At 52.5% G+C, this 13,051-nt stretch carries 11 protein-coding genes; 7 read left to right on the top strand and 4 right to left on the bottom strand.

What is annotated here, in order from left to right; translation table 11 throughout:
* Window positions 1-39: 39 nt before the first annotated feature.
* Both nrdB and yfaE read left to right on the top strand, forming a co-directional pair.
* Complete coding sequence (gene nrdB / locus AC3G3F_RS14665) at window positions 40-1,170, top strand: class Ia ribonucleoside-diphosphate reductase subunit beta (RefSeq protein ID WP_023248481.1); 1,131 nt, start codon at window positions 40-42, stop codon at window positions 1,168-1,170.
* Window positions 1,170-1,424 (top strand): ferredoxin-like diferric-tyrosyl radical cofactor maintenance protein YfaE, encoded by a 255-nt coding sequence (yfaE, locus tag AC3G3F_RS14660; protein WP_000533921.1) that lies wholly within the window; start codon window positions 1,170-1,172, stop codon window positions 1,422-1,424. Before nrdB ends, yfaE begins: the two co-directional genes overlap by 1 nt.
* A 1-nt stretch (window position 1,425) precedes the next feature.
* Here the strand turns inward: yfaE and AC3G3F_RS14655 are convergent, their stop codons facing one another.
* The gene (locus tag AC3G3F_RS14655) at window positions 1,426-2,616 is read right to left on the bottom strand and encodes an MFS transporter (protein ID WP_053507749.1); all 1,191 of its coding nucleotides are present in this window, start codon (window positions 2,614-2,616) and stop codon (window positions 1,426-1,428) included.
* Window positions 2,617-2,777: 161 nt separating this feature from the next.
* On the opposite strand from AC3G3F_RS14655, the gene AC3G3F_RS14650 reads away from it, so the two are divergent.
* Window positions 2,778-3,656 carry a LysR family transcriptional regulator gene (locus tag AC3G3F_RS14650; protein WP_023248483.1) on the top strand — a complete coding sequence of 293 codons (879 nt, stop codon included), beginning with the start codon at window positions 2,778-2,780 and terminating at the stop codon, window positions 3,654-3,656.
* 115 nt (window positions 3,657-3,771) lie between these two features.
* Here the strand turns inward: AC3G3F_RS14650 and glpQ are convergent, their stop codons facing one another.
* Together glpQ and glpT are read right to left on the bottom strand one after the other, a co-directional pair.
* Window positions 3,772-4,842 (bottom strand): glycerophosphodiester phosphodiesterase, encoded by a 1,071-nt coding sequence (gene glpQ / locus AC3G3F_RS14645; RefSeq protein ID WP_000858946.1) that lies wholly within the window; start codon window positions 4,840-4,842, stop codon window positions 3,772-3,774.
* A gap of 5 nt (window positions 4,843-4,847) precedes the next feature.
* A complete protein-coding gene (gene glpT, locus AC3G3F_RS14640; RefSeq protein ID WP_000948741.1) occupies window positions 4,848-6,206 on the bottom strand; it encodes a glycerol-3-phosphate transporter in 1,359 nt (452 codons plus the stop codon).
* Between the two features lie 272 nt (window positions 6,207-6,478).
* Between glpT and glpA the strand changes: the two genes are divergently transcribed.
* From glpA to AC3G3F_RS14620, 4 genes are all read left to right on the top strand, one after another.
* Window positions 6,479-8,107, top strand: a complete 1,629-nt coding sequence (glpA, locus tag AC3G3F_RS14635) for an anaerobic glycerol-3-phosphate dehydrogenase subunit A (protein WP_023248484.1) — start codon at window positions 6,479-6,481, stop codon at window positions 8,105-8,107.
* Complete coding sequence (glpB, locus tag AC3G3F_RS14630) at window positions 8,097-9,356, top strand: glycerol-3-phosphate dehydrogenase subunit GlpB (protein WP_023248485.1); 1,260 nt, start codon at window positions 8,097-8,099, stop codon at window positions 9,354-9,356. Before glpA ends, glpB begins: the two co-directional genes overlap by 11 nt.
* Window positions 9,353-10,543: an anaerobic glycerol-3-phosphate dehydrogenase subunit GlpC gene (glpC, locus tag AC3G3F_RS14625; protein ID WP_023248486.1), complete on the top strand. Its 1,191-nt coding sequence runs from the start codon at window positions 9,353-9,355 to the stop codon at window positions 10,541-10,543. Before glpB ends, glpC begins: the two co-directional genes overlap by 4 nt.
* Before the next feature lie 228 nt (window positions 10,544-10,771).
* Window positions 10,772-11,707, top strand: a complete 936-nt coding sequence (locus tag AC3G3F_RS14620; protein WP_430701666.1) for an Rpn family recombination-promoting nuclease/putative transposase — start codon at window positions 10,772-10,774, stop codon at window positions 11,705-11,707.
* 80 nt (window positions 11,708-11,787) lie between these two features.
* Here AC3G3F_RS14620 and AC3G3F_RS14615 read toward each other — a convergent pair whose 3' ends face one another.
* Window positions 11,788-12,984: a nicotinamide mononucleotide deamidase-related protein YfaY gene (locus AC3G3F_RS14615; protein ID WP_053530054.1), complete on the bottom strand. Its 1,197-nt coding sequence runs from the start codon at window positions 12,982-12,984 to the stop codon at window positions 11,788-11,790.
* Between the last annotated feature and the right edge of the window lie 67 nt (window positions 12,985-13,051).

Here is a 13,051-nt window from a genome sequence, read left to right as displayed (position 1 = left end):
GCCGCCATCCGGCGCTCATCCCATAAAGGATTCACTTCAATGGCATACACCACTTTTTCACAGACGAAAAACGATCAGCTCAAAGAACCCATGTTCTTTGGCCAGCCGGTCAACGTTGCACGCTATGACCAGCAGAAATATGACATCTTCGAAAAACTGATCGAAAAACAGCTCTCTTTCTTCTGGCGTCCGGAGGAAGTCGACGTCTCCCGCGACCGTATCGACTATCAGGCGTTGCCGGAGCACGAAAAACATATCTTCATCAGCAACCTCAAATACCAGACGCTGCTGGATTCCATTCAGGGACGTAGCCCGAACGTAGCCCTGCTGCCGCTCATTTCTATCCCGGAGCTGGAGACGTGGGTAGAAACCTGGGCGTTTTCCGAGACGATTCACTCGCGCTCTTACACCCATATTATTCGTAATATCGTCAACGATCCGGCGGTTGTTTTTGACGATATCGTGACTAATGAGCAAATTCAGAAGCGCGCCGAAGGTATCTCTGCCTACTATGACGAACTTATCGAGATGACCAGTTACTGGCATCTGCTGGGCGAAGGCAGGCACACGGTGAACGGCAAAACCATTACCGTGAGCCTGCGTGAACTCAAGAAGAAGCTCTACCTGTGCCTGATGAGCGTCAATGCGCTGGAAGCCATCCGCTTCTACGTCAGCTTCGCCTGCTCTTTCGCATTTGCCGAGCGTGAACTGATGGAAGGTAACGCCAAAATTATCCGTCTGATCGCCCGTGACGAAGCTCTACATCTGACCGGCACGCAACACATGCTGAACCTGCTGCGTAGCGGCGTGGACGATCCGGAGATGGCGGAAATCGCCGAAGAGTGTAAACAGGAATGTTATGACCTGTTCGTACAGGCGGCGCAGCAGGAAAAAGAGTGGGCGGACTATCTGTTCCGCGACGGTTCGATGATCGGCCTGAATAAAGATATTTTGTGTCAATACGTTGAATATATTACTAACATTCGTATGCAGGCGGTGGGACTGGATCTGCCGTTCCAGACCCGCTCTAACCCAATCCCGTGGATCAATACCTGGTTGGTGTCCGATAACGTTCAGGTCGCGCCACAGGAAGTGGAAGTTAGCTCTTATCTGGTCGGACAAATCGATTCGGAAGTCGATACCGACGATCTGAGCAATTTCCAGCTCTGATGGGACGCGTCACGCTGCGCATCACTGGCACACAACTGCTGTGCCAGGATGAACACCCTTCTCTGCTGGCCGCGCTGGAATCGCATAACGTTGAGGTAGAGTATCAGTGCCGCGAAGGATATTGCGGCTCCTGTCGTACCCGACTGGTTGCCGGTCAGGTTGACTGGATTACGGAACCTTTAGCGTTTATCCAGCCGGGAGAAATTCTGCCCTGCTGCTGCAGGGCAAAAGGCGATATCGAAATCGAGATGTAACTCAGTGCAACTCGCTGGTGGAAACCAAAGGCATCGCGCCACGTTTTTTCATCTGCACGGCATACAGTGCGCCAGCGAGTATCACCAGCACCGCGCCAGCAACATAAATCATACGATAGCCAACCGGCTCAACCATCATTCCCATAATAAAGGCGCCAATCGCCATTCCGGCGTCCATCGCGTTAAAGAACAGTGAATTCGCTACACCGATTTTATGCGGTTCAACCGAGCTGATAATTTGCGTCTGGAAAACCGGCGTAACCGAACCGTAGCCGATACCGATTAAACCGCCGGAAATCATCATTATGATGCTGCCATTGGTGTAGCCCAGCGCCAGCAGGCCGATGGTAAAGACCAACAGGCATGGGTAAACAACATATTTCGGACCTTTTTTATCGCAAATATTCCCGGTGAAGGTACGGCATATCATCAGGAAAATAGCGTAGCACAGCAGGAAATTACTGGCCGCCGCCATTAAATCCAGCTCACGAGCGTACAGCGCCAGGAAAGCCGACACGCCCGCATAGGAGAAGGTCATGAAAAAGGTGACCAGCGCAAAAGGCAAGGCGGCGCGGTCAAACATCGCGGTAAAACCCAGATTCGGCCTGGAACCATCGGCATGATGGATTACCGGAGGGACCGTCACAATCAGGGAAAGCACAATCCCTAATACCGCTACAGCGGTACAGAGCCAGAATGCGGCGGTGAACGCGTTCCAGCGAGCCATATTCAAACCGATCCACGGTCCTACGACCATCGCCAGGCCCATTGCTAAAGAGAAAAAGCTGATGCCCTCTCCACGTCGGGAGGCCGGAATCAACCGCGCTGAAATAGTTCCTTTTACCGTGGTAATAACACCAAACGTAATCCCATGAAGTACGCGGATAAAGAGCAGCGACTCGATGGAATGGCAAACCGGATACAGCGCGGTAATCACCAAAAAAGCCAGAGAAGAGAGCATCAGAATCTTTTTATTCGAATATTTTCCCACCCACTGTCCGGCAAACGGCCGAATAACAATTGCCGCAGCCAGGAAACATGTCACTAATAATCCGGCCTTATCCGCAGAAGCATGCAGGCGGTCAGAAATATATATCGGTAATAGCGTCAGCAGTACGTAAAAAACAAAAAAGACAATAAAGCTGACCAGGGTTATCGCCCAAAAATCCTTCGTCCATAATTTTTCTTTCATTCTTAACGACCCGTTCAGATGGCGCACGCAGGCAACGCTCAGCTCAACTGAACACCTATCAGGTGCGTCAAAATGTGATGTATTCGATAGAATGTCAGTATAAACAAGCGCACTCTATTAGAGAAATTAATCGTTTTAATTATATTAATTAGGTTTTACTAATGACATTAACCCAAATCCACGCCCTGCTTGCCGTGCTGGAGTACGGCGGATTTACCGAGGCCAGCAAGCGGCTATACATGACGCAATCCGCCGTCAGCCAGGCTATCTCCGCGCTTGAGGAGGAACTCGGCGTTGGCATATTGATTCGTGATCGTCGCAAAGAGATTGAGCTTACCGCCGCCGGTAGCCGCATCGTCAGGCATTTACGCGCGATCCAGCGCGACGTCAACGCGGTAAAAGAGATTGCCGAACAAGAAAAAAAGAACCCGGCCCGTACGCTACGGATTGGCTGTTTTCCCAGCGCCTGCGCCTGTATTTTACCTGGCGTAATTCGCTATTTTGAAAGCCATCATCCAAATGTAAAAATTATCCCCTATGAAGAGAACAGTACGGCTATTATTGATTCGCTGCAGGACGGAAGTATTGATGCCGGTTTCGTTCCTTTTCCGGTCAACGGTATGTATTGTGTCCCCATTTACCGGGATAAATTCACCGTAGTAGTGCCTGAAAATCATCCCCTGTCGACTAACAGTACAGTAACGGTCGAAGAACTGATGGACGAACCACTAATTGTCAGTAAAGGTCGTTATGAGTTAAGCATTATGGCGTTGTTTAAAGAAAAGGGTATTGAGCCGATATTTAAATATGAATTTAACCATCCCGATACTGCGCTGAGTTTTATTCGACAGGGATTAGGCATCGCCTTATTGCCAGAGTTAACCTTAAAAGCCACGGCAGGAAAATTATGTTCCGTGGCGCTGGAACCCACCTTTTATCGACAAATTTCCCTGTTAGCAAAAGAACCGCCGGTAGAAGGAAGTCCGCTATTTTTATTGCAAAAATGTATGGAAACACTGACCGATGAGGGCTTGCTATAAAACAACACCGCCTGATGGCATTGCGTTTACCAGACCTACGCTGGCGAACGTTGCGCCAGGCCGGATGAGGCGTTTATGCCCTCATCCGGCGCTTCACTTCTACTATGGCATACCTTTAATCATTTTTTTGCAGGAACATGACCGCCTTATCCGGGAAGTCGGTGAACAGCCCGTCGACCCCCGCCTTGTTATACAGGATATCGTACAACTGATTGACATCTGTGGCATAGTCTGGCAATTGATCGGCACGCACAGTGTAAGGATGAACTACCATCTTATTCTGATGCGCGTCTTGCACCATTCCAGTCAGCTTGATGTTCCCTTTCGTCGAGCCTTCCGCAACCAACATATGGTAATCCGGACCAATACCGTCCGCATATTCCGCCACCTGCTTCATGGCGCCCGGCTTAAACATCCAGTCGTAGTTGTAATTCACCCAACGACCATCCGGCTGTTTCTGCTGTGTTTCATTCCAGTCGGTATACGCAATAAGCTGAACCAGATTGAGATCCATCCCCATTTTGGGTTCCAGTTCATTCTTAATACGTTTCAGCTCAGCGACATCAAAACACTGCAAATAGACATTATCCTGCTTGCCGGTATAACCATACTTCTTCAGCACTTCCAGCGTTTTCGCGGCAATATCTTTCCCTTCCTGATGATGGAACCACGGTGCTTTAATTTCCGGATAAATACCAATATTTTTACCGGTAGAGTGATTTAATCCCTGAACGAATTCAATTTCCTCTTCAAAGGTATGAATGCGGAAATCAGATTTTCCCATCGGGAAACGCCCCGGATAAGTTTGTACTTTTTTGCCGTTTTCAATATCAAACCCTTCGGTAAACTTCAGGGATTTAATTTCGTCCAGGGTAAAATCGATAGCGTAATAACGCCCATCTTTACGCGCCCGGTCCGGAAAACGGTCAGCGACGTCAGTCACCCGATCAAGGTAGTGGTCATGGAGGACGACCAGATGGTCGTCCTTTGTCATCACCAAATCCTGTTCCAGGTAATCTGCCCCTTGCGCATACGCCATCGCTTTCGCCGGTAGCGTATGCTCCGGCAGATAACCGCTGGCGCCACGGTGGGCAATGACGACTTTTTCAGCCGCCACGGCACCGCTTCCGATTGCCATTCCTGCCAACATCAGTGCCACGCTAAGGTTTTTCAGTGTGGTTTTCATGTTTATTAGCCTCCGTTGCGTTTTAACTGCAGCTCATCATGATGGCGTTTTTCGCCAATCATCACGACCACCAGCAGGATTACCGCCAGAATGCTGCCGCCAATCATCACCATAAAGCCGCCATCCCAACCGAAGAAGTCAACGGTATAACCCACAATGGCGCTTGCGGCGACAGAACCGCCCAGATAACCAAACAGACCAGTAAAGCCCGCCGCCGTACCCGCCGCTTTTTTCGGCGCCAGTTCCAGCGCATGAAGACCAATCAGCATCACCGGACCGTAAATCAGGAAGCCGATAACAATCATACAAATCATATCAACGGTTGGGTTGCCAGCCGGGTTCATCCAGTAAACGATGGTCGCAATAGTGACCAGGGTCATAAAGAATACGCCCGTCGCGCCACGGTTGCCGCGGAATACTTTGTCTGACATCCAGCCGCACAGCAGGGTGCCTGGAATACCGGCATATTCATAGAGGAAATATGCCCAGGAGGATTTATCCAGAGCGAAATGCTTCACTTCTTTCAGGTACGTTGGCGACCAGTCGAGGATACCGTAGCGCAGCAGGTAGACAAACACGTTGGCGATAGCGATATACCACAGTAATTTGTTCGGCAATACGTACTGCATGAAGATTTGCTTCGCGGTGAGCTCTTCTTCCGCTTTTTCGTTGTAGTCGTCAGGATAGTCGTTTTTATACTCTTCGATAGGCGGCAGACCGCAAGATTGCGGCGTATCGCGCATCATTGCGAAAGCGAACAACGCCACCACAATCGCGCCAAAGGCTGGCATATAGAGCGCCGCTTTCCAGTCGTTAAACCACGCCATCCCCAGCAGGAACAGCAGTGGTGGGATCCCGCCGCCGACGTTATGCGCGCAGTTCCAGACCGACACAATGCCGCCGCGCTCTTTCTGCGACCACCAGTGAACCATCGTTCGACCGCACGGCGGCCACCCCATCCCCTGGAACCAGCCGCAAAGGAACAACAGCACAAACATCACGGCGATGCTGGACGTCGCCCACGGCACAAAACCCATAAACAGCATGACTGCTGCGGCCAGAATCAACCCTGCCGGCAGGAAAACGCGCGGATTCGAGCGATCGGACACCGACCCCATTATAAATTTCGAAAAACCATAAGCGATGGAAATCCCGGATAGCGCAAAGCCCAGATCGCCGCGCGAAAAACCCTGCTCTACCAGATAGGGCATCGCGAGGGCAAAGTTCTTGCGCACCAGATAATACGCGGCATAGCCAAAGAATATCCCCAGGAAAATCTGCCAGCGTAACCGGCGATAGGTCGGATCAATCTCCGCCGCTGGCAAGCGCGCTTTATGCGGCGCTGGTTTAAAAATACTCAACATATTGTAGCCTCCGTGGCCCGTATTTTATTTAGAGATAAACACCGCAGTTCGTTCAAACGACCCCGCTGTTCCCAGTGTGGCCGCGATGTTAAGTAAAGATCTGTCTCATGAATGTGAATTACAGCACATATTGTTACAGATTTATGAATAATGTTCAGAAAAGCGCACGAAATCACGTTTCATTTTCGAATAATGAGCGATTATGCGCGAAATCAAACATTCCATATGATTTGTATGGCTAAATGATAAAAAACGAACTGTGAGGAAAAACAATGAAAACTCGTGACTCGCAAGCAAGTGACGTGATTATCATTGGCGGTGGAGCAACAGGCGCAGGGATCGCCCGCGACTGCGCGCTGCGCGGTTTACGTGTCATCCTGGTGGAGCGGCATGATATTGCGACCGGCGCGACCGGGCGTAACCACGGGCTGCTGCACAGCGGCGCTCGTTATGCCGTTACTGACGCGGAATCCGCGCGCGAGTGCATTAGTGAAAACCAGATCTTAAAACGGATCGCCCGCCATTGTGTCGAACCGACGGATGGTCTGTTTATTACGTTACCGGAAGATGATCTTGCGTTTCAGGCCACCTTTATTCACGCCTGTGAAGCGGCAGGCATTCGCGCTGAAGCCATCGATCCGCAGCAGGCGCGCATCATTGAGCCCTCCGTTAATCCTGCGCTCATCGGCGCGGTAAAAGTGCCGGATGGCACCGTGGACCCTTTCCGCCTTACCGCCGCCAATATGCTGGATGCCAGAGAACATGGCGCAATCGTGTTAACAGCGCATGAAGTAACCGGGCTCATTCGTGAAGGCGCAACGGTCTGCGGTGTTCATGTGCGCAGCCATCTCACTGGCGAAACCCAGACGCTTCATGCGCCGGTGGTGGTCAATGCGGCAGGTATCTGGGGACAACGGATCGCCGAATACGCCGACCTGAGTATCCGCATGTTTCCGGCAAAAGGGTCGCTGTTGATCATGGACCATCGGATCAACCAGCATGTGATTAACCGCTGCCGGAAACCATCGGATGCCGACATTCTGGTACCTGGCGATACGATTTCACTGATCGGCACCACCTCTACCCATATTGATTACAATGAGATAGACAGCAACCGCGTTACCGCAGATGAAGTAGATATCCTGCTGCGTGAAGGGGAAAAACTGGCCCCTGTCATGGCGAAGACGCGTATTCTGCGCGCGTATTCTGGCGTCCGCCCGCTGGTGGCCAGCGATGACGATCCCAGCGGTCGTAACGTCAGCCGCGGTATTGTGCTGTTCGACCACGCCGAGCGCGACGGGCTTGAAGGCTTCATTACCATTACCGGCGGGAAGCTAATGACTTACCGCCTGATGGCGGAATGGGCCACCGACGCCGTGTGCCGCAAGTTGGGCAATACACGCCCCTGCATCACGGCGGATACGCCGTTGCCTGGCTCAAAAGAGTCTACGGAACATACGCTGAAACGCATTATCTCGCTTCCCGCGCCGCTACGCGGATCGGCGGTTTATCGGCATGGCGATCGCACGCCGGGATGGCTGAGTGAAGGCCGCCAACACCGTAGCCTGGTCTGTGAATGCGAGGCCGTCACGGCCGGTGAAGTGCAGTATGCCGTCGAAAACTTAACCGTGAATAGCCTGCTGGATCTGCGTCGTCGCACCCGCGTAGGCATGGGCACTTGCCAGGGCGAACTGTGCGCCTGCCGCGCAGCCGGGCTGCTGCAGCGTTTTAATGTGACGACCGCGGCGCAATCTATTACGCAACTCTCTGAGTTTCTGAATGAACGCTGGAAGGGCGTACAACCTGTCGCCTGGGGAGACGCACTGCGCGAAAGCGAATTCACGCGCTGGGTTTATCAGGGATTATGCGGTCTGGAGAAGGAGCACCAGGATGAAATTTGATACGGTTATTATGGGCGGCGGTCTCGCCGGTTTGCTATGCGGACTGCAACTCCAGCAGCATGGATTACGTTGCGCCATTGTCACTCGCGGACAAAGCGCGCTGCATTTTTCCTCTGGCTCGTTGGATCTGCTCAGCGCCCTGCCCGACGGCCAACCGGTGACCGAGATTACCGCCGGGCTTGATGCGCTGCGCCGCCAGGCGCCTGAACATCCTTATTCGCGTTTGGGCACGCAAAAAGTCCTTACGCTGGCGCAACAGGCGCAAACGCTACTTAACGCCAGCGGCGCGCAGTTATACGGTGACGTACAGCAGGCGCACCAGCGTGTAACACCGCTTGGCACATTGCGTTCAACCTGGCTTAGCTCGCCTGAAGTGCCGGTCTGGCCGTTATCCGCACAGCGAATTTGCGTCGTCGGCGTTAGTGGATTACTGGATTTCCAGGCGCACCTTGCGGCAGCGTCGCTGCGCCAACGCGATCTCAACGTCGAAACCGCAGAAATCGACCTTCCGGAACTGGACGTACTGCGTGATAACCCGACGGAATTTCGTGCGGTCAATATCGCGCGTCTGCTTGATAACGAAGAAAAATGGCCACTGCTTTACGACGCGCTATCACCGATAGCGACAAACTGCGACATGATCATCATGCCCGCCTGTTTCGGGCTGGCGAACGATAGGCTGTGGCGCTGGCTTAACGAACGCCTGCCCTGCGCGCTCACGCTGTTGCCGACGCTGCCGCCGTCGGTGCTCGGTATACGTCTGCACAATCAGCTCCAGCGCCAGTTTGCTCGTCAGGGCGGCATCTGGATGCCAGGCGATGAAGTGAAGAAAGTCACCTGCCGTCACGGTATCGTGAGCGAAATATGGACACGAAACCATGCCGATATCCCACTGCGTCCGCGTTTTGCCGTACTTGCCAGCGGTAGCTTCTTTAGTAGCGGCCTGGTTGCTGAGCGTAAAGAGATCCGCGAACCTATTTTAGGACTCGACGTACAACAAACGGCCACCCGCGCCGAATGGTATCAACAACATTTCTTCGACCCACAGCCCTGGCAGCAGTTTGGCGTCGTGACGGATGACGCTTTCCGCCCCTCCCTTGCGGGTAACACGGTAGAAAATCTGTATGCAATAGGTTCTGTGCTGGCGGGGTTCGACCCTATAGCCCAGGGATGCGGCGGCGGCGTCTGCGCAGTCAGCGCCCTCCACGCCGCGCACCATATCGCCGAGCGTGCAGGAGAACAGCAATGAGCGACACACGTTTTGAAAGTTGTATTAAATGTACGGTGTGCACCACCGCGTGCCCGGTCAGCCGCGTTAATCCTGGCTACCCTGGTCCTAAACAGGCCGGACCGGATGGCGAGCGTCTGCGTCTGAAAGACGGTACACTGTATGATGAGGCGCTGAAATATTGCATTAACTGCAAACGTTGTGAGGTCGCCTGTCCGTCGGACGTGAAGATCGGCGATATCATCCAGCGCGCCCGCGCGAAATACGATACAACGCGCCCGTCATTGCGTAACTTTATTCTCAGCCATACCGATCTCATGGGCAGCGTTTCAACGCCGTTCGCGCCGGTGGTCAATACCGCCACCGCATTAAAGCCGGTGCGCCAGTTGCTTGATTATGCGCTAAAAATCGATCATCGCCGCACCTTACCAAAATACTCTTTCGGCACCTTCCGCCGCTGGTATCGTAGCGTGGCGGCGCAACAGGCCACATACAAAGATCAGGTCGCCTTTTTTCACGGCTGTTTTGTGAATTACAACCATCCGCAACTTGGAAAAGATCTGATTAAAGTGCTGAACGCAATGGGCACCGGCGTACAACTACTGAGTAAAGAGAAGTGCTGCGGCGTGCCGCTGATCGCTAACGGTTTTACGGATAAAGCTCGCAAACAGGCTATCAGCAATGTGGAATCGCTACGCGAGGCGATTGCCGTCAAAGGTATTCCGGTCATCGCCACGTCATCGACCTGTACGTTTGCGTTGCGCGATGAATATCCTGAAGTGCTGGACGTGGACAACGCCGGGCTACGCGAACATATCGAGCTGGCCACCCGCTGGCTATGGCGCAAACTGGATGCCGGGAAAACGCTGCCGCTTAACCCTTTGCCGCTGAAAGTGGTCTACCATACGCCGTGTCATATGGAAAAAATGGGCTGGACGCTTTACACGCTTGAACTGTTGCGTCAAATTCCGGGGCTTGAATTGACAGTACTTGATTCACAGTGCTGCGGCATTGCCGGTACGTACGGATTTAAAAAGGAAAACTATCCGACATCGCAATCCATCGGCGCACCGCTGTTCCGCCAGATTGAAGAGAGCGGCGCCGACCTTGTTGTCACCGATTGTGAAACCTGTAAGTGGCAGATTGAGATGTCTACAAGCAAACGCTGCGAACATCCCATTACGCTACTGGCAAAAGCGTTGGGTTAAAGCATTCCCGGGTGCGGCCTACGCTTATCAGCCCTGTAAAGACCACAGGCGCCGATAAGCGTAAGCTGCGTCCCGCTCTTTTGCGTATGCCCTTCCGCAAAATTGTATCTGTTGCAGTATGGCGTATTTATTTCTCATCGTTTTTCGCAAAGAAGAAATTCTGCGCATGCAACCGGCGTTTTAGGTGCGTACCGTCATGCTAACTTATGCTGCAGGTGACGGATTACCATGGCCAAATCGACCACTTCAACGCCCCATGATGCGATTTTTAAAAAAATGATATCTTATCCTGAGGTAGCACGGGATTTTCTTGATAGCCACCTTCCAGCCCCATTACGCGCAATTTGCGATTTAACCACGCTTAATCTGGAGTCAACCTCCTTTATTGAAGACGACCTTCGCGCCTATTATTCCGATATAGTGTGGTCGCTGAAAACCAATAAAGGTGAAGGATATATTTATTGTGTTATAGAGCATCAGAGCACGGCAGTACAGCATATGGCATTCCGGCTGATGCGTTATGCCACTGCCGCAATGCAATATCACCTTGATGCCGGAAATAAAACATTGCCTTTAGTCATCCCGATACTCTTTTATCATGGCGAACAAAGTCCTTATCCATTTTCGCTTAACTGGCTGGATGAATTTGACTCTCCACAGCTCGCGCGGCAACTTTATTCGCAAACCTTTCCTCTGGTGGATATTACGGTAACGCCAGACGATGAAATCATGCAACACCGACGCGTCGCGTTGCTGGAACTGATGCAAAAACATATCCGCGATCGTGACTGGATGAGTATGGTTGACAAACTCACCTCACTTTTAATTGCCGATATCGCTAATGACAGCCAGTTGCAAACGCTGTTTAATTACCTGGTACAATACGGCGATACTTCCCGGGCAAGCGATTTTATCCGTGAAGTTGCTAAACGTTCCCCCCATCACAAGGAGAGATTGATGACGATTGCAGAGAGGCTGCGGCAGGAGGGCCACCACAATGGGCTACAGGAAGGATTGCAGCAAGGACTACAGCAAGGTCGACAACAAGGAACGCGAGAAGAAGCGCTGCGTATCGCGCGCATGATGCAGGAAAAAGGTATCGATCGCGATGCGATTTTGGCCATTACCGGGCTTTCCGTCGAGGAAGCGGCTAACAACCATTGATAAATAATGTCGACATACAGGCCGGATAAGCCTTATCCGGCCTGCGATTTCGTTTTTATCGCCGACAGGCGATAAAGTCGTTATGCCGTCAATGATTCAACCACGTCTATCCAGCCATGCTCGCTGGTAATGTCCTCGCCATTAAGCCAGCGGCGCAGCATATTGAGCGCCATCATCGCACAGACTTCCTGACATATTGCCAGACTATAACGGTTAGCGCCAAAACGCACGCGTAAGGCATAGGTGCCATCCGGCGTCGCCAGCGCGAAATTAAGATGTTCGTTTTCCAGTCCCGACACGGCCAGCGCCAGACCGGCATAATGATTGCTGCGCCGTTCTGTCGTCCAGTGCGCCGTTTGCGCCAGCGTCTCTTCCTGCGAAGGAACAACTTCGCTGGCAAGAACAGGTGCCCCGGCACGGCAAAGCTGTAGCGCCAGTAAGCCGCCGGTGTATTGCTCACTCAATGTCAGGCTAAGCTGCCTTTCCTGCAGACGGCGGGCTATTTGCGCCGGCAGGTTTTCCGTACCTTCAAAAATCAGGCTCTGCCCGGCAACCCGCTTAACCTCGGGCCACAACGCCAGCATCGCCTCCCGCTGCGTAGCCGGGCCGGTCAACTTCAGTTCAATGATCGGCATTGATGAGCGATACCCCATCGTTACGCCGGACGGCAACGACAGTGAATCGAGGCGCTGCGCCAGGTCGCTTTCTGAACGTCCAAAAGTCGTTAACCGCAGACAAAGCGGCGGCTCTGGCAGCGAAAAACGTGCGCGTAACCGCGGTAAGATTTCCTGCTCCACCATAACCTTAAATTCCGATGGTACGCCGGGGGTGAAAAACATCAGGCAGCGGTTGAGCTGTAGCGCAAATCCACAGGCAGTGCCGACCGGATTATTAATAAACTCCGCGCTGGCAGGCAGTTCCGCCTGTTTACGGTTGCTCGGCACCATCACGCGACCACGCTGCTGAAAGTAGCGTTCCATTTCGGCCAGCCACGCTTCGTGCATTACCAATTCTTCGCCTTTTGCCGTTGCCGCGGCGAGCGCGCTTAAATCATCGCTGGTCGGCCCTAACCCGCCATTAACAATCAAAACATCAGCATGTTGACTGCGTTCACGCAAGATAGCGACCAGACTGTCCAGATTATCGCCCACCGTATTTCGCCGTGATAACGGAACGCCCTGATGAAAGAAAAAATCAGCCAGCCAGGCGGCATTGGTGTCAACGATTTGTCCGTGCAACACCTCATCCCCGGTGGATAGCATTTCCACATTTAGCATCGTGTTCTCCTGCTCTTATGATGAAAACACTATAACGCAAAGCCGGACAGGATATAGAAAGAAGAAT

This window comes from Salmonella sp. FC25216, assembly GCF_057751355.1.
The sequence above is the reverse complement of the archived record's forward strand: the minus strand, read 5'-3'. Positions and strand labels throughout refer to the sequence as shown.